The organism is Mesorhizobium sp. BE184, from assembly GCF_031457045.1.
In the GTDB taxonomy this organism is placed as follows: Bacteria; Pseudomonadota; Alphaproteobacteria; order Rhizobiales; family Rhizobiaceae; genus Mesorhizobium.
Map to the genome: position 1 here is coordinate 652,847 of NZ_JAVDVU010000001.1, position 24,466 is coordinate 677,312.

Annotated in this window: 25 protein-coding genes, 1 tRNA gene and 1 riboswitch; of the genes, 8 read left to right on the top strand and 18 right to left on the bottom strand. The window is 63.5% G+C overall.

Annotation, left to right across the window (positions count from 1 at the left end; genetic code table 11):
* The first annotated feature begins 183 nt into the window (after positions 1–183).
* The 3 genes from J2X35_RS03135 to J2X35_RS03145 all read left to right on the top strand — a co-directional run bounded on the left by J2X35_RS03135 (position 184) and on the right by J2X35_RS03145 (position 2,967).
* Positions 184–1,215: an isopenicillin N synthase family oxygenase gene (locus tag J2X35_RS03135; RefSeq protein ID WP_310180906.1), complete on the top strand. Its 1,032-nt coding sequence runs from the start codon at positions 184–186 to the stop codon at positions 1,213–1,215.
* A 243-nt stretch (positions 1,216–1,458) separates the two neighbouring features.
* Entirely contained in the window at positions 1,459–1,653 is a 195-nt protein-coding gene (locus tag J2X35_RS03140; protein ID WP_056108601.1) for a hypothetical protein, read from the top strand.
* Between the two features lie 279 nt (positions 1,654–1,932).
* On the top strand, positions 1,933–2,967 hold the full coding sequence (locus J2X35_RS03145) for a GH25 family lysozyme (RefSeq protein ID WP_310180907.1): 1,035 nt from the start codon (positions 1,933–1,935) through the stop codon (positions 2,965–2,967).
* A 5-nt stretch (positions 2,968–2,972) separates the two neighbouring features.
* Here the strand turns inward: J2X35_RS03145 and J2X35_RS03150 are convergent, their stop codons facing one another.
* Positions 2,973–3,326, bottom strand: a complete 354-nt coding sequence (locus tag J2X35_RS03150; RefSeq protein WP_310180908.1) for a GMC oxidoreductase — start codon at positions 3,324–3,326, stop codon at positions 2,973–2,975.
* 260 nt (positions 3,327–3,586) lie between these two features.
* On the opposite strand from J2X35_RS03150, the gene yghU reads away from it, so the two are divergent.
* A complete protein-coding gene (gene yghU, locus J2X35_RS03155; RefSeq protein WP_310180909.1) occupies positions 3,587–4,453 on the top strand; it encodes a glutathione-dependent disulfide-bond oxidoreductase in 867 nt (288 codons plus the stop codon).
* 314 nt (positions 4,454–4,767) lie between these two features.
* Positions 4,768–5,985: an MFS transporter gene (locus tag J2X35_RS03160; protein ID WP_056108617.1), complete on the top strand. Its 1,218-nt coding sequence runs from the start codon at positions 4,768–4,770 to the stop codon at positions 5,983–5,985.
* 53 nt (positions 5,986–6,038) lie between these two features.
* Here the strand turns inward: J2X35_RS03160 and J2X35_RS03165 are convergent, their stop codons facing one another.
* Together J2X35_RS03165 and J2X35_RS03170 are read right to left on the bottom strand one after the other, a co-directional pair.
* Entirely contained in the window at positions 6,039–6,485 is a 447-nt protein-coding gene (locus J2X35_RS03165) for a hypothetical protein (protein ID WP_310180910.1), read from the bottom strand.
* 538 nt (positions 6,486–7,023) lie between these two features.
* Positions 7,024–7,836 carry a hypothetical protein gene (locus J2X35_RS03170; RefSeq protein ID WP_310180911.1) on the bottom strand — a complete coding sequence of 271 codons (813 nt, stop codon included), beginning with the start codon at positions 7,834–7,836 and terminating at the stop codon, positions 7,024–7,026.
* 401 nt (positions 7,837–8,237) lie between these two features.
* Here J2X35_RS03170 and J2X35_RS03175 point away from each other — a divergent pair, with 401 nt between their 5' ends.
* Positions 8,238–8,609: a DUF559 domain-containing protein gene (locus J2X35_RS03175; RefSeq protein ID WP_310180912.1), complete on the top strand. Its 372-nt coding sequence runs from the start codon at positions 8,238–8,240 to the stop codon at positions 8,607–8,609.
* A gap of 359 nt (positions 8,610–8,968) precedes the next feature.
* Here J2X35_RS03175 and J2X35_RS03180 read toward each other — a convergent pair whose 3' ends face one another.
* The 8 genes from J2X35_RS03180 to J2X35_RS03210 form a co-directional block, all read right to left on the bottom strand.
* Positions 8,969–9,628, bottom strand: coding sequence for a hypothetical protein (locus J2X35_RS03180; protein ID WP_310180913.1), 660 nt, complete (start codon positions 9,626–9,628; stop codon positions 8,969–8,971).
* Between the two features lie 49 nt (positions 9,629–9,677).
* Complete coding sequence (locus J2X35_RS03185) at positions 9,678–13,460, bottom strand: vitamin B12-dependent ribonucleotide reductase (RefSeq protein ID WP_310180914.1); 3,783 nt, start codon at positions 13,458–13,460, stop codon at positions 9,678–9,680.
* Positions 13,461–14,050: 590 nt separating this feature from the next.
* Positions 14,051–14,122, bottom strand: a complete 72-nt coding sequence (locus J2X35_RS19800; protein WP_405023192.1) for a hypothetical protein — start codon at positions 14,120–14,122, stop codon at positions 14,051–14,053.
* Between the two features lie 173 nt (positions 14,123–14,295).
* Complete coding sequence (locus tag J2X35_RS03190) at positions 14,296–14,790, bottom strand: NUDIX hydrolase (RefSeq protein WP_310180915.1); 495 nt, start codon at positions 14,788–14,790, stop codon at positions 14,296–14,298.
* A gap of 164 nt (positions 14,791–14,954) precedes the next feature.
* Complete coding sequence (gene gpt / locus J2X35_RS03195; protein ID WP_056108633.1) at positions 14,955–15,449, bottom strand: xanthine phosphoribosyltransferase; 495 nt, start codon at positions 15,447–15,449, stop codon at positions 14,955–14,957.
* Between the two features lie 95 nt (positions 15,450–15,544).
* Entirely contained in the window at positions 15,545–15,979 is a 435-nt protein-coding gene (locus J2X35_RS03200) for a 6,7-dimethyl-8-ribityllumazine synthase (protein ID WP_056115334.1), read from the bottom strand.
* Between the two features lie 79 nt (positions 15,980–16,058).
* Positions 16,059–16,200, bottom strand: a riboswitch (FMN riboswitch).
* Between the two features lie 57 nt (positions 16,201–16,257).
* A complete protein-coding gene (locus tag J2X35_RS03205) occupies positions 16,258–17,085 on the bottom strand; it encodes a universal stress protein (RefSeq protein ID WP_056108635.1) in 828 nt (275 codons plus the stop codon).
* 77 nt (positions 17,086–17,162) lie between these two features.
* Positions 17,163–17,897, bottom strand: coding sequence for a competence/damage-inducible protein A (locus tag J2X35_RS03210; RefSeq protein ID WP_310180917.1), 735 nt, complete (start codon positions 17,895–17,897; stop codon positions 17,163–17,165).
* Positions 17,898–18,078: 181 nt separating this feature from the next.
* On the opposite strand from J2X35_RS03210, the gene wrbA reads away from it, so the two are divergent.
* Positions 18,079–18,678 carry an NAD(P)H:quinone oxidoreductase type IV gene (wrbA, locus tag J2X35_RS03215; RefSeq protein WP_056108640.1) on the top strand — a complete coding sequence of 200 codons (600 nt, stop codon included), beginning with the start codon at positions 18,079–18,081 and terminating at the stop codon, positions 18,676–18,678.
* An 87-nt stretch (positions 18,679–18,765) separates the two neighbouring features.
* Here wrbA and J2X35_RS03220 read toward each other — a convergent pair whose 3' ends face one another.
* The 3 genes from J2X35_RS03220 to J2X35_RS03230 form a co-directional block, all read right to left on the bottom strand.
* Positions 18,766–19,005: a DUF2188 domain-containing protein gene (locus J2X35_RS03220; protein WP_056115337.1), complete on the bottom strand. Its 240-nt coding sequence runs from the start codon at positions 19,003–19,005 to the stop codon at positions 18,766–18,768.
* Between the two features lie 89 nt (positions 19,006–19,094).
* Positions 19,095–19,358, bottom strand: coding sequence for a DUF982 domain-containing protein (locus J2X35_RS03225; RefSeq protein WP_056108643.1), 264 nt, complete (start codon positions 19,356–19,358; stop codon positions 19,095–19,097).
* 72 nt (positions 19,359–19,430) lie between these two features.
* The gene (locus tag J2X35_RS03230; RefSeq protein ID WP_056108645.1) at positions 19,431–20,537 is read right to left on the bottom strand and encodes an NADH:flavin oxidoreductase/NADH oxidase; all 1,107 of its coding nucleotides are present in this window, start codon (positions 20,535–20,537) and stop codon (positions 19,431–19,433) included.
* A gap of 169 nt (positions 20,538–20,706) precedes the next feature.
* Between J2X35_RS03230 and J2X35_RS03235 the strand changes: the two genes are divergently transcribed.
* Positions 20,707–20,940 carry a hypothetical protein gene (locus J2X35_RS03235; RefSeq protein ID WP_056206712.1) on the top strand — a complete coding sequence of 78 codons (234 nt, stop codon included), beginning with the start codon at positions 20,707–20,709 and terminating at the stop codon, positions 20,938–20,940.
* A gap of 38 nt (positions 20,941–20,978) precedes the next feature.
* Here the strand turns inward: J2X35_RS03235 and J2X35_RS03240 are convergent.
* The 4 genes from J2X35_RS03240 to J2X35_RS03255 all read right to left on the bottom strand — a co-directional run bounded on the left by J2X35_RS03240 (position 20,979) and on the right by J2X35_RS03255 (position 24,315).
* Positions 20,979–21,063, bottom strand: a tRNA-Leu gene (locus J2X35_RS03240).
* 95 nt (positions 21,064–21,158) lie between these two features.
* Entirely contained in the window at positions 21,159–22,667 is a 1,509-nt protein-coding gene (locus J2X35_RS03245) for a tripartite tricarboxylate transporter permease (RefSeq protein ID WP_056108652.1), read from the bottom strand.
* Between the two features lie 9 nt (positions 22,668–22,676).
* On the bottom strand, positions 22,677–23,138 hold the full coding sequence (locus J2X35_RS03250; RefSeq protein WP_056108654.1) for a tripartite tricarboxylate transporter TctB family protein: 462 nt from the start codon (positions 23,136–23,138) through the stop codon (positions 22,677–22,679).
* Between the two features lie 199 nt (positions 23,139–23,337).
* Complete coding sequence (locus J2X35_RS03255; RefSeq protein ID WP_056115340.1) at positions 23,338–24,315, bottom strand: tripartite tricarboxylate transporter substrate binding protein BugD; 978 nt, start codon at positions 24,313–24,315, stop codon at positions 23,338–23,340.
* Between the last annotated feature and the right edge of the window lie 151 nt (positions 24,316–24,466).

The following is a 24,466-nucleotide window of genomic DNA, read 5'->3' on the forward strand; positions in this document are numbered from 1 at the left end:
ATTTTCTTTCACACCTTCAGGTTGTTGGAGCGTTGCCGTTTCTCAGCGATGCGTCGATTGGCCGGTCCGTTTCTTTGATGGACGGTTCGCCCATGCCATCGTTGGATTTCGGACGGTTCCAGAAGGGAGGAATCGTCTTGAAGGAGGATACGGTTCGTCGGCAGCGAAGGAGGACGCATACGCATGGACAGGTTGATCCCGATGCTCGATCTGGCTCGGTTCGAACAGGGCAGTTCCGAGCGCCGAACCTTCCTCGCCGACCTGAGATCGGCGGCACGCGATGTCGGCTTCTTCTATCTTTCCGGTCACGGCATCCCCGATACGCAAGTCGACGACGTCTTGTCGGCGGCGCAGAGGTTTTTCGACCTGCCGGAGCCGGAAAAACTTGCCATCGAAATGGCAAACTCGCCGCATTTCCGCGGCTATACCCGGGCCGGAGGCGAGCTGACGAAGGGCAGGGCGGACTGGCGCGAGCAACTCGATATCGGCATCGAGAGGCAGCCTATCCCGCCGCAGCCGGGAGCGCAGGCATGGACAAGGCTGCCAGGCCCAAATCAATGGCCGTCCTCGCTTCCGAGCCTGAAACCAACCCTGCTTTCATGGCAGGCCACTGTTACAGAAGTCGCGATTCGTCTGCTCAGGGCTTTCGCGCTGGCATTGCAGCAGCCCGAGGATATTTTCGACGCCCTTCATGCGGATCAGCCCAATCACCGGATGAAAATCGTGCGCTATCCGGGCCACGACCATGCCGATGGCGAGCAGGGCGTGGGCGCGCACAAGGACGGTGGCTTTCTGACCCTTCTGCTGCAGGATGCGGAACGTGGGCTGCAGGTCGAATATGACGGCTCCTGGGTTCCCGTCGATCCGATGCCTGGCACATTGGTGGTCAACATCGGCGAACTGCTCGAACTGGCGTCGAACGGCTATCTGCGGGCGACGGTGCATCGGGTCGTCAGTCCGCCTGTCGGCGGTGAGCGGCTTTCCATACCGTTCTTCTTCGGTGCGGGTCTCGACGCCACCGTTCCGCTTCTCGACCTGCCGTTCGAACTGGCGGCCGAGGCGCGAGGCCCCGCGAGCGATCCTGCCAACCCTCTCTTTAACGACGTCGGTCTGAACGTGCTGAAAAGCCGCCTGCGCTCGCATCCCGACGTGGCGCGCCGTCACTACGCCGATCTCCTGGATGCCGGCTTCGCCGTCCGGCAATGGCCGGCCTGATCGTTACGCTGCCTGCGTTCTTCTCCGGTTCGCCCTGGAGGGCGCCGCGAATTGTTCGCGGCCACCGCGCCGCGAAATCCCGTTTGGGTGCTGGCAGAGTGCCTTGCGTTTCGGTCAAATATTGCTGCGACGCAGCATAATTTTTCCTGCAAATGCCACACGATAGCCGCCGAACGATCATTGGCGAGCCATGATTGCAACCCTATCTAAAGGGGCGGCGGGCAAGCCATCGAGGAGGCGAACATGAACGAGGGCACACAGACCCTGGACGAGTTGTTGAGCGATCCGATGATCCAGATGGTCATGGCGCGCGACAGTGTCCGGCCGGAAGAGGTGCGCTGGCTGCTCAAGCGTGTGCGCGACCGCGAGCAGGATCCCTCGCTTCCGCCCGCCTATATGCTCGCCGAAACCTGCCGCGGGCGCTGCAAGGGGCTTTGATTGCCGGGCGTTCTTTGCCAGCGGGTCGGGGCGTCTCTCCGGTCCTTGGTTTGTAAACGGATCGCCGGTCTTTTGGGCTCGGTGATCTTTTCTTGTCGGATTTTCAGAAAATTGTTTTGCGATAACAACGCAATAATTGCCCGTTAACCCGGCATTCACCAAGCCGGCGTCATGAATCGCATTTGATTCAAACTTTGTTGGTAATTTCCCGTTCATAAATGACGTTCGTCTCCGGCGCAGTCTGTCGCCGGCCTGTTTTGTAGTGCGTACAGGGTTCAGATGCGTTCGTCAGGCGTTACCGCCATCCTTCTCGTTTGTCTTGGCCTGACCGGCGCCGGCTGCACGTCGAGCTCCGGTCTCGAAGACATGATGCCGCGTCCCTCCCATGAGGTGACCAGTTCCATCACCCGCCCGGTCCGCCCCGATGCGCCCGTCGAGACGGCCTCTTCGCCAATGCCAGTCGTCTCCAGGCCCGATCTGCCGATGGCCGCCCTCGCTGGACCGGAACCGGATGATATCGTGTCGGAAGCCGAGCCGGTTCAGATGGCCGCGCTTGTCCCGCGCGCAAAGCCGGCGGTCGCGTCCAGGGCGCTGATCGACGACATCATCGTCAACGAGCGCCGCTTCCGGGACGCCAAGCCGATCAATTTCGGCAAAGCTTCGCCGAAATACCTGGCGGTTCACGGTGTCGACGTGTCGCGCTGGCAGGGCGACATCGACTGGCGGAAGCTGCGCAGCCAGGGCGCCAACTTCGCCTATATCAAAGCCACCGACGGCGGCGACCACATCGACCCGATGTTCCGCGAGAACTGGCGGGGCGCCGCTGCCGCGGGCCTTCGCCGCGGCGCTTACCACTTCTTCTACTGGTGCCGCACCGCCAGTTCGCAGGCCGACTGGTTCATTCGCAACGTGCCCAAGGTTGACGGCGCTCTGCCGCCGGTCATCGACGTGGAATGGAACCATCAGTCGAGCTGCAAGCGCCGCCCCTCCCGCGCCACGGTGATCGAGAAGATGCAGGTCTTCATGGACAGGCTGGAACGCCACTACGGCCAGCGCCCGATCATCTACACCGCGCCCGATTTCTATGCCGACAACCTCAAGGGCGCATTCCTGGACTATCCGTTCTGGCTGCGGTCGGTCGCCCGCCACCCGGCCAAGGTTTATCCCGGCCGCAGATGGGTATTCTGGCAGTATTCCGGATCGGGGTTGTCACATGGCGTCAGGGGCCGCATCGACCTGAACGTCTTCAACGGCGACGAGCGCGAATGGCGCGGCTGGCTGAGCGGCGGCGAGATCGTGGCCGACGCCAACTGAGGCCCTTAGGGCTGTGCTGCCAGATGGTCGGCAAGCCGCAGCGCCAGCGCGCCGATCGTGAGCGTCGGGTTCGCCGCCGCCGCGTGGGGGAACACGGATGCGTCGCAGCCATAGAGGTTGGCAAGCGCGTGCGTTTTGAGGTTCGCGTCGAACACACCGTTTCCAGCAGTCTCCGATGTCGTCACGCAAGGCACCCAGATATGGGCATCGAGGAAGCAGCCGGAGGAAACGAAATTCCAGAACTCATGCGCGGCAAGGTTGGAATTGCCGTTGGGAAATTCCGGGCAAACCGCCCAGCAATCCGTATCCGCCGCCGCTGCCGGCTTGAAACAGAAAGGCCCGACGGCGCGGGCCTCCATGCATTCCGCATTGGCTGATCCGTCACGAAAACCAACTTCACCCTGCCGAAGCAGGTCCTCACCGAGTCTTGGTAACAGTCTACACGGGCTTGGCCAATGTACCAGTGGTTGAGACGCGTCTCATCAATTGATACGAAAAGAGAGAGCGCGGCCGGCAGGGAAGCCATCGTCTGGACCATTGGTTGGGTCCGAACGGCGGTGGCGCTTGGGCCATGCGTCACCTATCTGCAAGACCTGAGCCATCATCCGGAGAGCACAAGATGACCGATGCCTATACGCCGCCGAAAGTCTGGACCTGGGAAAAGGCTTCCGGTGGCCAGTTCGCCAACATCAATCGGCCTATTGCCGGGCCGACCCACGACAAGGAACTGCCGATCGGCAAGCATCCGTTCCAGCTCTATTCGCTCGGCACGCCGAACGGGCAGAAGGTCACGATCATGCTGGAGGAGCTGCTGGCGGCCGGCCACAAGGGGGCCGAATACGACGCCTGGCTGATCCGGATCAACGAGGGCGACCAGTTCGGCTCCGGCTTCGTCGAAATCAACCCGAACTCCAAAATCCCGGCGTTGATGGACCGCAGCGGCCCGACGCCGATCCGCGTCTTCGAATCCGGCGCCATCCTGATGCATCTGGCTGAAAAGTTCGCGGCCTTCCTGCCGACGGAGCAGCCGGCGCGCGCCGAGACGCTGTCCTGGCTGTTCTGGCAGATGGGTTCGGCGCCGTTCGTCGGCGGCGGCTTCGGCCATTTTTACGCCTATGCGCCGGAGAAGATCGAATACGCCATCAACCGTTACGCGATGGAGACTAAGCGCCAGCTCGACGTGCTGGACCGCCGCCTGGCCGATAACGAGTTCGTCTCCGGCTCGCAATACACCATCGCCGACATGGCGATCTGGCCCTGGTATGGCGGCATGGCCAAGGGCCTGCAATACGGCGCCGGCGAGTTCCTCTCGGTGCACGAGTACAAGAACGTCATCCGCTGGGCCGACCAGCTTGCCGAGCGTCCGGCTGTGAAGCGCGGCCGCATGGTCAACCGGGTCCAGGGCGAGCCGTCGACGCAGCTGCGCGAACGCCACGACGCCGGCGATTTCGAGACGAAGACGCAGGACAAGGTCGCGGCGGAGTAGATGTGATTCCTTCCTCTCCCCTTGTGGGAGAGGATAGTTCGCCCCACGAGGTGAAGCCGAGTGGTCGGCGAACTTGGTGAGGGGTAAGTTGGTTTCCTTCCAGCACCCCTCATCCGACCTCCCCCGGATCAAGTCCGGGATCGGCCACCTTCTCCCACAGGGGGAGAAGGCAGGAAGACACTTCGTCAAAGAGCCAATAAAAAACCAAACCGGATTGTCGGTTCCGTCGAAGCCCGCGCGTCCTCTGGGCGCAAGCGGTATGGTGACGCCTGAAAGGGGTGCCCTGCCGACAGGTTCGAACTCCGGAGACCATCATGAACCATTCCTATCGTTGGGTGATCGTCGCGGCGGGTGGCGTGCTGGGATGCGTCGCCATCGGCGCGATGTTCTCGCTGCCCGTTTTCCTGTTGCCCATGTCGCGCGAGACCGGCTGGTCGGTGACCGGCATCTCCACCGCCATGACCATCGGCTTCCTGGCCATGGCCGGCGCCAGCATGGTGTGGGGCAATCTGTCCGACCGCTTTGGCGCTCGCCCGGTGGTGCTGGCCGGATCGGTCATCCTTTCCGGCAGCCTGGCGCTGGCCAGCCAGGCCAGCTCGCTGATCCAGTTCCAACTCCTCTTCGGCCTGTTGGTCGGGGCCGCCACCGCCGCCGTCTTCGCGCCGATGATGGCCTGCGTCACCGGCTGGTTCGATACCCGGCGCAGCCTCGCCGTCTCGCTGGTCTCGGCCGGCATGGGCATGGCGCCGATGACCATGGCGCCGCTCGCCGCCTGGCTGGTGTCCGTCTACGACTGGCGAACCTCCATGCTGATCATCGCCTGCATCGCCGCCATCGTCATGATCCCAACGGCATTGCTGGTGCGCCGCCCACCCGCCGCCGACGAGCCCGAGATGACCGGCGAGGCCGGTCCGCAGGCCGGCCCGGGATCGGCCATGACGGTCAGGCAGGCAATCCGCTCGCCGCAGTTCATCACCCTTCTGGTCGCGAACTTCTTCTGCTGCGCCACCCATTCCGGCCCGATCTTCCACACGGTCAGCTATGCGGTGACCTGCGGCATCCCGATGATCGCGGCGGTCTCCATCTACAGCGTCGAGGGCCTTGCCGGCATGTTCGGCCGTATCGGCTTCGGCGTCATGGGCGACCGCTTCGGCGCCCAGCGCGTGCTGGTGGCCGGGCTGTTCGCGCAGGCGTTCGGCGTGCTGGCCTATGTCTTCGTCAGCCAGCTCGGCGGCTTCTATGCGGTGGCAGCCCTTGTCGGCTTCATCTATGCCGGCGTCATGCCGCTCTACGCGGTCATCCTGCGCGAAAACTTCCCGATGCGCATGATGGGCACCGTCATCGGCGGCACCGCCATGGCCGGCAGCCTCGGCATGTCGACCGGGCCGCTGGTGGGCGGGCTGATCTACGACAATCTCGACGGCTACGCATGGCTGTACATCGGCTCCTGGGGCATCGGCCTCGCCGCCTTCCTCATCGCCATCATGTTCAGGCCGTTCCCCAAGGCTGAGGGCCGGCTGGTGGCTGCATGACGCGCGGATGCGATCCCGCCGGGGCAGTCCCGGAGGGTGAAGTTGTCAGAGCATTAAGGGAAAAACCGCAGACATCGCGGCGGATTGGGCGGCTTCAATATCCGCAGGCTCCGCCTGCCGGTTGAAGCAACCGGGGCGTGCCGCGCTTGCGCCCGCCCGGCGATGGCGCGCGCAGCGTTTGCGCCGGGCTCGAGACGGTTGCAGCCTTGCATAAGCAGACAGACAAGCGCGGCCGCCAGCGCCCGCAATCGCAGCGCAAGGCGCATGGCGTCGTCGGGATCATCGCCATCACTGGAGGCGGCCATCCAGTCGCCGGCGGCGACGATGGCGTTGGCGGGGACGGGCGCGCCGAATGCGCGCGCCGCGTCGGCAACGCAGCGATACGCGGCTTCCTCAGCGGGACTTATGGCCGCGAGCACGCGGCGGCGCATGAACCGGGAGCGGCGCGAGGCCTGATCGGCCAGATCGGCGAGCGAAACCAGCAGCGCTGCGATGCGCAACAGCCAGGTCCCGCCCGTCTCCGTATTCCACCCCACCGTCGCGCCTCCTTTCCGTGCTGGCGCGGGCATTGTGCGGACGGTGGAGGGGAGGTGGATAGATTTTTGGGAGAATGTGAGGCTTCGAACCTCCATCCGTCTTGGGCGGTGAGGTTGGCGATAGGCGATGAAGGGGGTGCAGCCTTCCCTTCTCCCCTTGTGGGAGCAGGTGGATTGGCGCGCAGCGCCGAGACGGATGAGGGGTCGGTGCGACCGCCACCGGCGCCTCATTTCTTCCATCACCACTCATCCGTCGCCTTATCTCCCGCTCACTGCGTTCGCGGAAGGGCGACACCGGCCCTCCGCTACGGCTCCGGGCGTTCGTTCGCTCGAAAAGCCCATTCAGGGCTTTTCGTTTGCTTCGCAAACCGCTCCTCACCCCACAAGGGGAGAAGGGGAGATTGCCGCGATGGCCTGGCTGACTGCCGGACACGGTAAGAGGCTTGACCCTGCAGGCTGCGCCGCGAGGGGACGGAGAGGTGGCAAGATCGCCCGTTCGAGATTAAAGGCGATGTCCCGTCGGTGGCGAGTCGCCGGGATTGTCCATGCCGCTCATACCCATTCCACCACCACCCATTCCGCCACCGCCCATGCCACCACCCATGCCGCCGCCGGCTCCGCCACCTCGGCCTCCGCCGGCATTGCCGCCTTCGCCCCGGCCGCCTCCTCGGCCCGAGCCGGACGAGGGCCGCGCCGGGCCTTGGCGCGGCATAGGCAGGCCGGCGGGCACTGGGGCGAGGTCGAGTGCGACGCGGATGAAATCGCGCAGCGAGACGACGAGGTCATGCGTTTCGACCCGCCGTCCGGCCACCAGTTCGCCGACCGCCCGCTGGGCCAGCCGCACCTGCTCCTCGGTGCCGAGCAGGATGATGTCGGACAGCGCCGCCTCCACCGCATCGCGGATGCGGCGCTGGCGCTCCGAGCCGTCCTCGCCAGAATCGCTGGCCGGGGCGCCGGCTGTGCCTTCCGCTCCCGGCGCGGCATCGGTCGCGCCTGTCTCGTCATGGATGCCGCTCGCGGTCGCGTCGACGCCACCCGGCGCTTCAACCGTCCCGGCGGCGGACCGGCGCAGGCGCACATCGCGCAGATGCGTCGGATTGACGGCCAGATTGCCGGTGAACGACCCGCCCAGCACCTTGTAGGCGGCGATCAGCGTGCGCAGGCGCTCGTTGATCTGCCGGTTCATCCGCTCGCGCCGCTGCTGGATGGTGAACATCATCAGGAGCCGGATGCCGATGCTGATAAGCGTAAACAGCGCCAGCCCCACCAGTGTCGTCAGGATGCTCTGCCAGGAACTGAAATCGAAATTGCGCAATGGGGTGCCTCGGGGTTGGACTGTCGGCGCAGTATGCATGGGGACGGGGGAAAGGCGATGGGGCTCTTCCCTTCTCCCCTTGTGGGGTGAGGAGCGGTTTGCGAAGCAAACGAAAAGCCCTGAATGGGCTTTTCGAGCGAACGAACGCCCGGAGCCATAGCGGAGGGCCAGTGTCGCCCTTCCGCGAACGCAGTGCGCGGGAGAAAGGTGACGGATGAGGGGTAGGGCGCCAAGCTGGAACACCCCTCATCCGACTTCGCTTCGCTCGGCCACCTTCTCCCACAAGGGGAGAAGGGAGATTGCCTTCACGCCTCCGCAAATCTTCAACGTTGGCAACGGGCAGGAGGTCGATGCTATCTTCTCCCACGAGGGGACGAGGGGACGAGGGATAGACTGCTGCGATGCCGCACCAGTCCGTGCCGCCGCCAAAACGCCAGTTTGCCCGCTCGCTGCGGCGCGAGATGACCGAAGCTGAGGACAGGCTCTGGCACGAACTCCGCAGCCGCCGGCTGGATCGGATCAAGTTCCGGCGTCAGGTGCCAATCGGAAAATATGTCGCCGACTTCGTTTGCCTGGAAGCGAGATTGATCGTCGAGATTGACGGCAGCCAGCACGCGGACTCGGCGCATGATTTTTTGCGCGACGCCGACCTGAAATCGCGCGGCTTCCGCGTCCTGCGCTTCTGGAACGACGATGTGCTGCGCGACCTCAACGGCGTCTGCGACACCATCATCGCCTATGTGCGGGATACCAGCCTGCAGCCGTGGCGGTGAAGCGCCGCCCTGCCTTCTCCCACAAGGAGAGAAGGAGAGTTTCGCGCCGGCGTTCCGGCAGATCTCAAACATTGGCGATTGGCGGCAAGGGTCGTGCAGCCTTCCCTTCTCCCCTTGTGGGAGAAGGTGTCGCCGCAGGTGACGGATGAGGGGTAGGGCGCCAAGCTGGAACACCCCTCATCCGACTTCGCTTCGCTCAGCCACCTTCTCCCACAAGGGGAGAAGGGGAAGTGCGAGCCTTTACGCAGCGCGAGACGATATTGCATTGTAGTCGCTCGCGATTTCCGAGTCTGCGCTAAATCAGATTTTAGTTGGTCCGCATGTCAAGAATGAACTCTTCAGATAGGCCGGAATAGCAGTCACGGGTTTTGCTTAGGGCCTTTTCGGTTTGCCCATTCTTTTTTATGAAAATCGAAGCTTGATGCTATGCGTTCTGGTGTTCGACCGCGATTGACCAGTGGGGCTTGTCGACCGATGAATATCACGCCGATTCGTTCGTCAAACTGCTCCAGGGCGTTCGCCAAGAATGTCAGTTTGACAGTCTGTTTTTCGAGTTTACTCCGATATGAGAAGTTCTTTGATTCCCGTCTGGACATTTCAGCATCCATATAATCGTAAAGATGGGAAAGTGCCGAAATAACATTTTCTATCTCGATGCGGTCACGCGGAAGTAGACTGGATTTTATTATTTGGAGGCGGTCCAATTCTATTCTCTCTTCGCTTGTCTCCCACCACGTAGCATTTATCGATGCTGCCAGTTCTTCGTCCGCTGCTTCTTGATCTCGTAGCCAATCAAGGGCTTTCCAGAACTCGTTGATAATTTCGCTTCGTTTGGTCAGTATCTCGCGAACTCGCTTGCTTGCCTCAGTTTCGAAGCGCGTTTGAACCTCTGCAGCCTTTGCGCTTTGCCTATGCATTGCTCGGATAGTAAGCCAAGCAAATAGAATTGCGACCAACCCAGTCGACAAAGTTTGGTAGCGGTTCAACCAGAATTCTAGATTAGCCAAATCGCTATTCATGGAAAGCCGTCAAAGGCATGACATTAAAATTAGTCGGGCGTGAGTTGTCTCAGCTACACCCGCTCGTTGACCCACACGTGTCGCACTTCTCGCACGTCCCGTTCCGCACCATGGTGAAGTTGTGGCACTCGGAGCATTCGTTGCCGGTGTAGCCCTGCATCAGGCTCTGCTGGCGGCGGGTGGCGGCGAGCGCCTTGGCGTCGGCGGCTTCCCTGGCGGCGGCGTCGGTGAACAGCGCCGAGGCGGGAGAGGTCGCTTCATCGGCCTCGTCCTGGACGATGTCCTCCACCAGTTCCTTCGCCCGCTCCTCATAGTCGCGCTTGTAGGCGACGGCCTCGTCGGCGGCCGGCTTCAGCGCCAGCACGTTGGAGCCGGCGAAGGCCGTGGGCGCTGCGCGGGCGGGGGCGCTGCCCGCACCCTGGCCGCCGAGGCCTTTCGGCTCCGTGGTGCCGGACACCAGCTTCACCGGCGAGGCGCCGCGGTAGAGGCCCTTGGAGAAGGGCGACGTCTTGCCTTCGTTGATGCCGCGGCCGAGCGCCGTGTTGCCGAAGTCGGACGTGTCGACATGGGCAAGGTCATTGCGGCCGGCGTAGGAAACGGCGAGTTCGCGGAACACGTAATCGAGGATCGATGTGGCGTTCTTGATCGCGTCGTTGCCCTGCACCATGCCGGCCGGCTCGAACTTGGTGAAGGTGAAGGCCTCGACATATTCCTCCAGCGGTACGCCGTACTGGAGGCCCAGCGAGATGGCGATGGCGAAATTGTTCATCATGGCGCGGAAGGCGGCGCCCTCCTTGTGCATGTCGATGAAGATCTCGCCCAGCCGCCCGTCGTCGAACTCGCCGGTGCGCAAATAGACCTTGTGGCCGCCGACGATCGCCTTCTGGGTGTAGCCCTTGCGGCGGTTCGGCAGCTTCTCGCGGTCGCGGTAGAGCCGCTCGACGATGCGCTCGACGATCTTCTCCGTCACCTGCACCGCCTTGGCGGCGGCGGGTGCTGCGATCAGCGCCTCGACGGCCTCGTCCTCCTCGTCGTCCTCATCGGCGATGAGCGAGGCGTTGAGCGGCTGCGACAGCTTCGAACCGTCGCGGTAGAGCGCGTTGGCCTTCAGCGCCAGCTTCCACGACAGCATGTAGGCGCTCTTGGCGTCCTCCACCGTCGCTTCGTTCGGCATGTTGATGGTCTTGGAAATGGCGCCCGAGATGAAGGGCTGCGCCGCCGCCATCATGCGGATGTGCGATTCCACCGACAGGTAGCGCTTGCCGATCTTGCCGCAGGGGTTGGCGCAATCGAACACCGGATAGTGCTCGAGCTTGAGGAAGGGCGCGCCCTCCAGCGTCATCGCACCGCAGACATGGATGTTCGCCGCCTCGATCTCCTTGCGGGAGAAGCCGATCGCCGGCAGGATCTCGAACGAGAAATCGGCCAGCTGCTCGTCGGTGAAGCCGAACGTCTCCTTCACCCAGTCGGCGCCCAGCGTCCACTGGTTGAACACGAACTTGATGTCGAAGGCCGATTTCAGCGCCGCGTTCACCGCCGCGATCTTCTCGTCGGTGAAGCCTTTTGCCTTAAGCGTTGAAGGGTTTACGCCCGGCGCTTGATTCAGATTGCCATGGCCCACCGCATAGGCGTCGATCTCGGCGATCTGGCTTTCGGAATAGCCCAGCGTGCGCAGGGCCTCCGGCACCGCGGCGTTGATGATCTTGAAATAGCCGCCGCCGGCCAGCTTCTTGAACTTCACCAGCGCGAAGTCCGGCTCGATGCCGGTGGTGTCGCAATCCATGACGAGGCCGATCGTGCCGGTCGGCGCGATGACGGTGGCCTGCGCGTTGCGGTAGCCGTGCTCCTCGCCGAGTTCGATGGCGCGGTCCCAGGCGGCCTTGGCGTGCTCGCCAAGTTCCGCCTGCTTCAGGTCGGCATGGACCAGCGGCACTGGGTTGACGGCCAGCTTCTCGTAGCCGTCCTTCTCGCCATAGGCGGCGCGGCGGTGGTTGCGCATCACCCGCAGCATGTTGACGGCGTTGCGGTCGTAGTCGGCGAAGGCGCCGAGTTCGGAGGCCATCTCCGCCGAGGTGGCATAGGCGACGCCGGTCATGATCGCCGTGAGGGCGGCGCAGATGGCGCGGCCCTCATCGGAATCATAGGGAATGCCGGAGGTCATCAGCAGGCCGCCGATATTGGCGTAGCCGAGGCCGAGCGTGCGGTAATCGTAGGAAAGCTTGGCGATCTCCTTCGACGGGAACTGCGCCATCATGACGGAGATTTCCAGCACCATCGTCCACAGCCGAACCGTGTGTTCGTAGGCGGCGATGTCGATCGTGCCGTCGGCGTTGCGGTAGGGCAGGAGGTTGATCGAGGCGAGGTTGCAGGCCGTGTCGTCGAGGAACATGTATTCCGAGCACGGATTGGAGCCGCGGATCGGGCCGCCGGCCGGCGACGTGTGCCAGTCGTTCATCGTCGTGTTGAAGTGCAGGCCGGGATCGGCGGACGCCCATGCGGCATAGCCGATCTTCTCCCACAGTTCGCGCGCCTTCAGCGTCTTCATCACCTTGCCGTCCTTGCGGGCGGTCAGGTGCCAGTCGCCGTCCTGCTCGACGGCGCGCAGGAAGTCGTCCTTCAGCGAGACGGAGTTGTTCGAGTTCTGGCCGGAAACGGTGAGGTAGGCTTCCGAATCCCAGTCCATGTCGTAGGTCTTGAAGTCGAGCGCGGTGTAGCCCTGGCGCGCGAACTGGATGACGCGCTGGATGTAGTTTTCCGGCACGGCGTTCTTCTTGGCCGCCTTGATTTCGCGCTTCAGCGCCGTGTTGATGGCCGGGTCGAAGCAGTCGTCATCCTGGCCCTCGCAGTTGATGCAGGCCTTCATGATGGCGTCGAGATGCTTCTTGACGATCTTGGAGCCGGTGACCAGCGAAGCGACCTTCTGCTCCTCCTTCACCTTCCAGTCGATGAAGGATTCGATGTCGGGATGGTCGGCATCGACGATCACCATCTTGGCGGCGCGGCGCGTCGTGCCGCCCGACTTGATGGCGCCGGCGGCGCGGTCGCCGATCTTGAGGAAGCTCATCAGCCCGGACGAACGTCCGCCGCCGGAAAGCTTCTCGCCTTCGCCGCGCAGCATGGAGAAGTTCGAGCCGGTGCCCGAACCGTATTTGAACAGGCGCGCCTCGCGCACCCACAAATCCATGATGCCGCCCTCGTTGACGAGGTCGTCCTGCACGCCCTGGATGAAGCAGGCATGCGGCTGCGGATGCTCGTAGGAGGATTTCGACTTGGTCAGCTTGCCGGTGAAGGGATCGACATAGAAGTGGCCCTGGCCGGGGCCATCGATGCCATAGGCCCAGTGCAGGCCGGTGTTGAACCATTGCGGCGAGTTCGGCGCCACGCGCTGGGTGGCCAGCATGTAGCAAAGCTCGTCCATGAAGGCGCGGGCGTCATCTTCTGACGCGAAATAGCCGCCCTTCCAGCCCCAGTAGGTCCAGGTGCCGGCCAGGCGGTCAAAAACCTGGCGGGCGTCCGTTTCCGAACCGTAGCGTTCGTTTTCCGGCAGCTTCGCCAGTTCCGCCTCGTCGGGGACCGAACGCCACAGGAAGGAGGGGACGTCGTTCTCTTCGATCTTCTTCAGGCGCGCGGGCACGCCGGCCTTGCGGAAATATTTCTGCGCCAGGATATCGGCCGCGACCTGGCTGAATTGGGCGGGCACATCGATGTCGTCGAGACGGAACACGATGGAACCGTCCGGATTCTTGATCTCGGAAAGCGCCTTGCGGAATTCGATCTCCGCATAGGCGGCCCGCTCTTTTCCTGCCTTGGTGAAACGCCGCTCGATGCGCATCGGATCAGTCCCTTTTCATCTATATATAGCGCTTTCCGCCGGGTATTTCCCCACCCGTTTCGAAAGACGCAATTCCACCGCATCCGGCCGCCTCATGGCTGCCGGCTCTCCTGTCCGCTTCGTTCACCGCTTCGCTTCGAAAACGCCTCGGATGAGGCCATTTTTCAAGCAGGTCAGTGTGAGCGGCCCCTCAAAAACCGAAAACTTGTCCTCGACATCATGTGAGGCGCTTTTACATTATCTAGACCAGAACCTAGCCGCAAACACTAAATATAGTGTTAACAGACAATTTATTCCAGTCCAAAAAGTCTCCCTATCGCCACCCCGACGCCCAAAAATCCCCACGCCTCCGCCTGCCTCGTGAACGGGCGGAAAGACGAGCAAAACGCACATAATGCGGGAAAAAGACCGGCCTCAGAACTTTCCGGTCGCGTTCACAACAGGAACGCATGGCCTATAAAAGGCGACTCGCCCCGGCCCGTCAAGGTCTCGTTCTTGTAGTTTTTGTGACCCCAATATCTTGTGCGTCACAAATGTGGATAACGGGGAGAAAGCAGGCGCTGGCCAGGCGCCTGCCAAACCGCGCTGGCTTACGAAAGCGGGATGCCCTGCGCACTCCTGAACCAGTCGAGCGGATTATATTTGCGCTTGATGGCCCGCAGCGGCGAGAAGTGGCCTCATATACGAGCAGCGTCGCGGGATCGCCGTGGGGTTGGAGGCCGCCGTGTTGATCTTGCTACCATAGGAATCGATCAGGCACAGGCTTGCCGCCATGTCCGGGGCGGACGCGAACTGAAGGCGGCAATAGGACCGCGGGTCCCCTGCGGCAGGCCGCTCAGGCGGCGAACTGTTCCGCATTGTGGCTGAAATAGACGATGATCCGGCGCAAATCCTGCTCCTGGACCATGTCGGCGGCCTCTTCCGGGGTAACCCAACGGCGCTGGCGCTCGTGCTTTTCCTTCCACTTGTCGGCGATCTCTTCCACCTTCAGGGGGAAAACCAGAACCTCGCAGGGCACTTGCTGGCCCGAGGCGAGCGCCTTGGCGTAGAAGTAGCGGCCGGCTTCGAAGTGGCACACCCGGCCTTGCAGGCCGGCTTCCTCACCGGCTTCGCGGGCGGCTGCCCGGCAGAGAGGCTCGCGTGCCTCCGGCCAGCCCTTGGGCAGGACCCAGCGGCCGGTGTCTCGGCTGGTGATGAGCATGATTTCCAGTTGGCCTTCCACGCCGAGTCGCCATGGCAGCGCGGCCACCTGCAGCCGGCAGGGCTCGGTGCCGAAGAGCTTGCGGACCCGTTCGGCCATAAGGTTGTGTGACAGGGGGCCTGTCAGCATGGAAAGTCGTGCCTCGAAACGCTGAATCGTTTGCCGTCTCACGAATCGTACAGTTAATTATGCGTAATAAAAGTAAAAATTGCGCAAACCAGCTTTTCCTGCCGCGCAAAACGGCAGGAGGCGGCATTCGCGGGAGGTTCGAAGGAGGCGCGGTTGGGTTCGAATCAGCCGGCGTGATCGTCGGCGATCGGCTTCTGGTAGGTGAAGCCCATATCCCACGGGAAGTAGATCCACGTGTCCTGGCTGACTTCCGTCACGAAGGTATCGACCAGCGGCCGCCCCTTCGGCTTGGCGTAGACGGTGGCGAAATGCGCCTTCGGCATCATGGCGCGGACGATGCCCGCGGTCTTGCCGGTGTCGGTCAGGTCATCGACGATCAGCACGCTGGCGCCGTCATCGGACAAAAGGGAAGGGGTGATCTCCTTCAGCACCGTCAATTGGCCTTGCGACGTGTAGTCGTGGTAGGAGGCGACGCTCACCGTTTCGATGACGCGGATGCCGAGTTCGCGCGAGATGATCGCCGCGGGCACCAGCCCGCCCCGGGTGATGCAGACGATCGCTTTCCATTGCCCGATACCGGCCAGCCGCCATGCCAGCGCGCGCGCATCGCGGTGGAACTGGTCCCAGGAAACGGGAAAGGCCTTTTCGGGAAGCGACATGGTAGGCACTCCGGCAGCACGGCGGTCCGCGCGCGAACATGGATGGAATGCGCGCGGAATTAGCCGGAAACCGGCCGCCTTGGCAAGGGCAAGTGTCAAGCCGCCAGCGCGGCCCGCGTCGTCCCGATCATCAGCGCCGCCTGCGCCGCCTCGCGCCCCTTCTGGACGAAATGCTCGCGATAGATGCGGGTGTGGTGTTCCGTCTCCTGATAGTGGTGCGGCGTCAAAGAGACCGACAGAACCGGCACGCCGGTATCCATGGCCGCGCGCATCAGCCCGTCGACCACCGCCTGGGCGACGAATTCATGCCTGTAGATGCCGCCATCGACGACGAAGGCGGCGGCCGCGACGGCGGCATAACGCCCCGAAGCGGCAAGGTCGCGCGCCACCAGCGGCATTTCGAACGCGCCTGGAACATCGAATACGTCCACCTGTTCAGGCGGAATCAGCTGGAGGAAGCCGTCGAGCGCGCGCCCGACGATATCGGCATGCCAGTTGGCTTTGATGAAGGCATAGCGGGTGTGTGTCATGGTGATCACCTTTCTCGTAACGACGACACGTCACCCAAGGCGATCACGGGCACACCGGCGCGCTTGGCGCGCCGGCGATGCACGTTCTCTCTCATCCGGACTGTGACCGTCGGCCCAGGCATCGCACCTGGTCTGCTGACCCTTCCGGGGAAGGCGCTCGCGGGCTCGCGGCCAAGCCGCATACCGCCGGTGGGGACTTTCACCCCGCCCTGAGAACGGCGCGAAGATAGGCAGAAATGAGGGAGTGGGCAAGCCGGTGGCAGCTTGCCCGCCATCTGTCAGCGCGACAGGAACGCCGCGACTGGAACCGAGCGCAGCACCGAGCGCGTCACGCCGCCGAACAGAAGCTGTCGCAGCCAGGAATGGCTGTACGCCCCCAGAACCACCAGATCGGCTCCGCTTTCGGTGAGCCGCTTCTGGATGGTCTCCTCGACGCTGTCGCCATCGGTTTCCTGCACGACGACCGTGACGGCGGCGCCATGGCGCGACAGCGACGCGGCGATTTCAGCTCCGGCGGCCTGCATGTCGTCGACCGACTCCGGCGGATCGATGACCAGGATTTCCGTATGCTCCGCGTCGACAATGAAGGGCAGGGCATCGAAGGCTGCGCGCGCCGCTTCCCTGGACCCGTTCCAGGCGAGCAGGATGCGCTTGAAACTGGTGATGACCGGACCGTCCTTTGGCACCACAAGCACCGGCCGTCCGGCGTCATAGACCAGCGTATCGACATCCGCGCTCGCATCGCCATCCACGTCACGCTGCGCGGCGATGACGAGGTCGGCGGTGCGCACCGACGGGATGCCGGAAATGGCGCTGTCGCCGGTGAAGGTTTCGAGGCTGCGCCACTCGAAGGAAAGGCCGGATGACTCGATCTTGCCCAAAAACAGCGCCTTCAGCTTCGCCGATTGTTCCTTGTTGATCTCGGACGAGACCTGGAGGAATTCGGCGTCCGGAAAACCGGTCGCCGATGTATAGGGGACCGGCATGGCTTCGGCATGGATGCCGACCAGATGGCTGCCGAATTGCTTGGCGAGCGGAATGGCGCATTCGAGCACGCGCCCGGCGTCGTGCTCGCTTTGCAGGATTGCAACAATGGTCTTGAACATGGCTGTTCCCTCAATTCGCGGGACAATCCCCCGCTGAAAGAAAACGCCGCCGGTCCTTCGCGGTTCCGGGCCGGCCCTTACCGGCCTTGCGCTGCCACCATGGCCTCGACCGCCGCGCGCGCCGAATCCAGGGCTGCCTGCGTGCGGGCGCGCACGACGAGCTCGGTCCAGAACTTGCCGTCGGCATATTTGGGATAGGAACCGATGACCGTGTCGGGGTGCGCCTTCTGGATTTCGCCGAGCGGCCCGCCGATCGCGCCTTCGCCGAACGGGCAATGCACGGTCGCTGAAAGCATTTTCGCGCCGGTCTTCAGCGTCGGCACGACATTGTCGAGCATGGCCTGGAAGATCGACGGCACGCCGGCCATGACATGCACGTTCTCGACGCGGAACCCCGGCGCCAGCGACACCGGATTGTCGATGTGCTCGGCGCCGCGCGGCATCCGCGCCATGCGCTTGCGGGCCTCGGTGAATTCGAGGCCGCGCCCGGCGTAGTTCGCTTCCATCATGGCGTAGGCCCTGGCGTCATATTCACAGGGAACGCCGAACGCCTTGGCGATGGAATCGGCGGTGATGTCGTCATGGGTCGGCCCGATGCCGCCGGTGGTGAAGACATAGGTATAGCGGGCGCGCACCGCGTTCACCGCGGCGACGATCTCGTCTTCCTCGTCGGGGACGATGCGCACTTCCTTCAGGTCGATGCCCACGGCGGTCATGATGTCGGCCAGATGGCCGATGTTCTTGTCCTTGGTGCGTCCGGAAAGGATTTCATCGCCGATGACGAGCATGGCGGCGGTGACGATTTCGGTCATGGAAGCGCTCCGGACAAGGTCGTGAATTCACTAGCGCGGCAGGTCCGCTCCGGCAATGCCGCTCGAATTGTGAACAATCCGTGCTCCAACCAGCGGTAGGCGATGAACGATCATTGCCCTAGATGCATGAGGGCGTTGCGCACGATGCGCACCTTATCAGGTCCTCGAAAGGAGACGAAGCATGGCGAAAGTACTGGTTCTTTATTATTCGAGCTGGGGCCACATGGAAAAAATGGCGCTTGCCGCGGCCGAAGGCGCGCGCGAGGCGGGTGCCGACGTGACGGTCAAGCGTGTTCCGGAACTGGTTCCCGAGGCCGTCGCCAAGGCCGCCCACTACAAGCTCGACCAGGAAGCAGCCATCGCCGACCCGCTCGAGTTGGAAAATTACGACGCCATCATCCTCGGCGCCTCGACCCGCTTCGGCGCCATGGCCTCGCAGCTTAAGAATTTCTGGGATCAGACAGGCCCGCTATGGGCCAAGGGCGCCCTGGTCAACAAGGTGGCTTCGGTCATGTCGTCCACGGCGACCCAGCATGGCGGCGCCGAGCTTGCCATCATCAGCGCGCAGGCCTCGCTCCAGCATCACGGGATGATCATCGTCCCGCTCTCCTATGCCTATCAGGACCAGATGGGCAATGACGTGGTGCGCGGCGGTTCGCCCTATGGCATGACCACCACCACCAACGGCGACGGCTCGCGTCAGCCCTCGGCGCAGGAACTGGACGGCGCGAAGTTCCAGGGCAAGCGGGTTGCCGAGATAACCATCAAGCTCCACGGATAAACGAAAGCGCCGGGCGTCGAGCCCGGCGCTTTGAGCTGCGTAGTCAATACAGGCGAGGCGCCTCGATCGCGCGACGCACCATGGAAATCAGTCGGAAACCTCGGTCTGCGGCCGGTCGCGGCCGTCGGCCAGCTCCTCGTGCCACTTGCCTTCCGAATCTTCATACTGGATGCCGTCAGTGGTGCCGGCGACCTGCTGCTCGGCCGATGCCTGCTTGGCCGCCGCCAGCGCATCGTCATGGGTCGGGAAGGTTTCGGAATATGTTGTTCCGACCTGGTAGGCCCAGCCGCCGTCATGTTCCACGATCTTGTATGTGAGCTTGCTCATGAACATACTCCCTTGAGAGGTTTTCCGAAGTTTATATGGCCGGGATAGTGGGGTCTAGGCCATCACTGGCAGGCATGGGCCGGCAGGGCCTAGTTGAGCTTTTCGTCAGGAACAAGAACGTCGGATTCCTTCGCCGCCTCCACCAGCGCGCGGCGCGCATCGGCGGTCGAGCGATAGCCTTCCAGCACCTTCAAGCAGGTCTCGACGGCGTCGCGGTGGCGGGGGCCGCGGTTCAGCGGCCATCCCGTCATCAGGCAATCGGCGGCCTCCTGGGCGCTGCGGATCTTGCGGTATTTGCCGACGTGACCGAGTTCGACCACCACCGGCTTCTCGAAAGGTTTCGTGTCCATCATGCCCGCCAACGCGGCGCCGGGCGAATGGTTGCGCTTTTCACACACAACCTTTCAAGCGCCGCTGCTTAGACGCTACCCAGCCGCCGGCTTCATCCAGTGCTGCATGGTCGTGACCGACCGCAAGAGTTGCGGCGTCGCCTCGATCTTTTCGCCGAAGACCGCCGCGGCGCGCCAGCCCCAGCGCGGATCGGCCAAGAAGGCGCGGGCCAGCGCCACCATGTCGGCGCGGCCATCGGCGACCACCGCATTCGCCTGTTCGGGCGTGGTGATCAGGCCGACCGCCCGCGTCGGGATATCCGCGCCCTTCCGGATCGCTTCGGCCAGATGCACCTGATAGCCCGGGCCGGACGGCAGTTTCTGGTGCGGCTGGTTGCCGCCGCTGGAAGCGCAGATGTAGGCGACCCCTTCCGCCTTGAGCGCCTTGGCCACCTCGATGGCTTCGTCGACGTCGAACCCGCCATCGACCCATTCCTTGACCGACAGCCGGGCGCCCAGCATCAGGCCGGGGGCGGCCTTCTTCACCGCCCTGGCGATCTCGACGGCGAAACGCATACGGTTTTCCAGCGGCCCGCCCCAGCGGTCTGTGCGCTGGTTGGAAAGCGGCGACAGGAACTGGAAGATCAGATAGCCGTGGGCCGCGTGCAGCTCGATGAAGTCGAAGCCCACGCGCTCGGCGCGCCTTGCCGAATCGCCGAACTTTTCGACCAGCCGCACGATGTCCTCGTCCGTCAGCGCATGCGGGACCTGCCAGCCGGTATCGTAGGCGATTGCCGAAGCCGACACGACCGGCCACGGGTCCTGGTCCGGCTTGAGCGGACCGCCGCCCTCCCATGGCTTCTGGTTGGAGGCCTTGCGGCCGGCATGGGCCAGCTGCGTGCCGAACTTCGTTCCCGGGCAGGCGACCGCCTTCGCGGCATCCAGCGCCCGCTTCGCCGCCTGCTCGTTATGGTCGGAGTAAAGTCCGAGGCAGCCATGGCTGATGCGTCCGCGACGCTCCACGTCGGTCATTTCCACGGTGACCATTCCGGCGCCCGACATGGCGTAGCTCATCCACTGCTGCAGGTGCCAGTCGGTGGCAGACCCGTCATCGGCCGAATACTGGCACATCGGCGCGATCGCGATGCGGTTGGGGAAGGTCAGGCCGTCAAGCGTGATCGGCTGGAAAAGCGGTGCGGTCATGGGGGCACTCCGGAGGCGGGAAGATCGCTATGTACGCAAACAAGTTGCTTCCCGCCAGACACGGAACGGTGAGTACGCCACGCGACTCCGCAGGAACCGTTCTCGCGCTTGCCAGTTGTTCAGAAATGACGATCAATTTTCAGAAATGACGATCAATTGGAGAACGGCCATGACCGATGCGGACAGCCTGCGACAAGGCCTTGCGAAACCGAAAGTGGCAAAGGCGGGCAAGCGGAAGCAACCGGAAGTGCTCGAAGAACAGCTGGAATCCGGATTGGAAGACAGTTTCCCGGCGAGCGATCCGCCGGCAGTGGTATCCAGCACGATTTCCGGCGGCGGCAAAAAGCTGGTGGGCGTCGAGGAACATCTGCGCCGCAAGCGTGAGGAAAAATCAGGACACTGATGTGTTCGTCAGGCTCACAGCCGCGCTCTGGCCAACCTTGGTGCGGACGGCGGGGATCGAACCCGCATAGCCGAGGCTGAGGGATTTTAAGTCCCTTGCGTCTACCAGTTCCGCCACGTCCGCGTGGCTTGCTTTTCAAATGCGCGGAGTGCTTCGTCAATGCCCGGTCGGCAAAACTTTCTGCCGACCGGAATTGTCCGGCGCCGGATCTTGCCGGCTCAATCCTCTTCGACGAACACCTCGTCGCGTTTCTTGCGCACGCTGGGCAGGAACACCACGATCAGCACGAGCAGGGCGATGCCGAGCAGCGAGGCGCTGATAGGCCGGGTGAAGAAGGTCGTCGGATCGCCGCGCGACAGGATCATGGCGCGCCGCAGATTTTCCTCCAGCAGCGGCCCGAGCACGAAGCCGAGCAGGAGAGGGGCCGGCTCGCAGCGCAGCTTCACCAGCATGTAGCCGATCAGGCCGAAGAAGGCGACGGCATAGAGGTCATAGACGTTCGAGTTCACCGAATAGACGCCGATCGAGCAGAACGCCATGATGATCGGGAACAGCACATAGTAGGGGATCGTCAGCAGTTTCACCCACAGGCCGATCAGCGGCAGGTTGAGCACGATCAGCATCAGATTGCCGATCCACATCGAAGCGATGATGCCCCAGAACAGCGCCGGCTGCTCGGTGGCCACGTTCGGCCCCGGCACGATGCCCTGGATGATCATGGCGCCGATCATCAGCGCCATCACCGGATTGGCCGGGATGCCCAGCGTCAGCATCGGGATGAAGGAGGTCTGCGCGCCGGCATTGTTGGCCGATTCAGGCCCGGCCACGCCGGCGACGGCGCCCCGGCCGAACTCCTCCGGCTTCTTGGAGACGCGCTTTTCCACCGTGTAGGAAGCGAAGGAGGCGAGGATGGCGCCGCCGCCCGGAAGGATGCCGAGCGCCGAGCCGATTACGGTGCCGCGCAGGATCGGCGCGACCATTTCGCGAAAATCCTGGCGCGTCGGCATCAGGCCCGTCACCTTGGCCATCAGCACCTCGCGGGTCTTCTCGCTTTCAAGGTTGCGCAGGATTTCGGCGACGCCGAACACACCCACGGCGACCGCGACGAAGTTCAGTCCGTCCGAATACTGGCGGATGCCCAGCGTGAAGCGCGGCGTGCCCGTGTAGATATCGGTGCCGACAAGGCCGAGCAGCAGGCCGAGCACGACCATGGCCAGCGCCTTGACGATGGAGCCGTGCGCGAGCGCGATGGACGACACGAGGCCGACGATCATCAGCGAGAAATATTCGGCCGAACCGAACTTCAGGGCGATCACCGTCAGCGGCGGCGCAAAGATGGCGACCAGGAAGGTCGAGACCGAGCCGGCGAAGAACGAACCGATCGCCGCGATGGCGAGCGCGGCGCCCGCGCGGCCCTGGCGGGCCATCTGGTAGCCGTCGATGGCGGTCACCGCCGAGGAGGACTCTCCGGGCATGTTGATGAGGATGGCGGTGGTGGAACCGCCATACTGCGCGCCGTAATAAATGCCGGCCAGCATGATCAGCGACGAGGCCGGATCGCCGATCTGGAAGGTGATGGGCAAAAGCATGGCGATTGTCGCCGTCGCGCCGATGCCGGGCAACACGCCGATCAGGGTGCCGAGCAGCACGCCGATGAGGCAGAAGCCCAGATTTGAAAGCGTCGTGGCTTCGGCGAAGCCGAGAGCGAGATTGGAGAACAGATCCATCGTCGTGCCTCAGAACCGGGTCCAGGGGCCAAAGCGCTCGTAAGGGAGGCCAAGGCTGTAGCTGAAGACGATGATCGAGAAAATGGTGATGCCGAGCGCCACGGCGAGCGCGTAAAGCGGCTTCATCCGGGAACTGGCGAAGGCGGCGATCAGCGCCGTGAAGAACAATGAGGGCGCAAAGCCAAGTCCGCGCACGGTCAGCCCGAAGAAGATCGGCGCCGGCAGGATCAGCAACATGCCGCGCCATGCGATCGGCCCCAGCGGTTCGCCCTGGACGCGCGTCGCCTGCACGATGATGACGATGCCCAGAAGAACAAGGATGAGCGCCAGCACCAGCGGGAAATAGCCAGGCCCCATGCGGAAGGCGGTGCCGAGATCCAGCCCGAATGCCTGCCAGGCGAAGAACAGGCCCGTCGCTGCGAAGATCGCGCCGCAGGCAGCATTTGTCGGGTCAACGGATAGCTTGTTCATGTGTCCTCCCCAGAACGAAATCGACCCCCACTCCGGCCCTTCGGGCCATCTCTCCCCCGATCGACGGGGTAGAGGAAAGCCGCAGGCGATCTTGGCGCTTTCCTCTCCCCCGGGCAGGGGGAGAGGTAGCGAGTGTAACGAGGCGGAGTGGGGGTGCTATTTTTCCGCAAGTTTATAACTTGCGATATAGAGTGCTGTGTCAATCCGCGTATTGGCCGGCGGCGTCGATCACCGGCTTCCAGCGGGCGATCTCGCTTTCGAGCTTGGCCTTCAACGCGGCCGGGGTGGCGTCGGCCTCCGAGGACGGCGTGGTGCCGAGTTCGGCGAAGCGATCGACGACGTTCTTGTCTTTCAGCGCGATCTGGAGCGACTTGGACAGGCGCTCGGTGATCTCCGCAGGCGTGCCCTTCGGCGCGTAGAGGCCGTGCCAGATGCCGACTTCCATCTTGGGCAGGCCGCCTTCGGCGACTGTCGGGACATCGGGCAGCACATCGAGGCGCTTCGACGAGGTCACCGCGTAGGCCTTGATGGTCTTGCCCTGGATCTGCTTGGTGGTGTTGGTCGTCTGATCGCACATGATGTCGACCTGGCCGCCGAGCAGGTCGGTCATGGCCGGGCCGGTGCCCTTGTAGGGGACCGTGACAAGCGGCGTCTCGATGGCGCTCATAAACAGCATGCCGCACAGATGCGAGGCGGCGCCGATGCCGGCATTGGCGACCGTCACCTTGTCCTTGTTGGCCTTGGCATATTCGACCAGGCCTTTCAGGTCGGTGGCTTCCATGTCCTTGCGCGCGACGAGCGTCATTGGAACTTCGGTGACGAGGCCGACATATTCGAAGGCATTGAGCGTATCGTAGGGCAGCTTGCGGTAGAGCGTGGCGCTGGTGGCCATGCCGATGTGGTGCAGCAGCAGCGTGTAGCCGTCGGGATCGGCCTTGGCGACCTGCGAGGCGCCCAGCGTGCCGCCGGCGCCGCCGACGTTCTCGACGATGACCTGCTGGCCGAGATCCTTCGACATCGCTTCGGCGACAAGCCGGGTGACGGTGTCGGTCGGGCCGCCGGCCGCGAAGGGCACGACAACGGTGATGGTGCGCTCTGGATAGCCGGCGGCATGGGCGCTGGCTGCGGTGAAGGCGAGCGCTGCGGTGGTCGCAAGCGCGGCAAACAGTTTCTTCATGACGAAAACCTCCCAGGAATGGACAACCCTGGCGGCGCGCGTTTCCTCCCGCACTGCCAGCGAATGCTCCAATCAAGCGGCGGCCACGGAACCGGCGCAACGGCTGAATGCACGATTCCCCGAAACTATCGGCCTTGCGGGCCAGCAATGG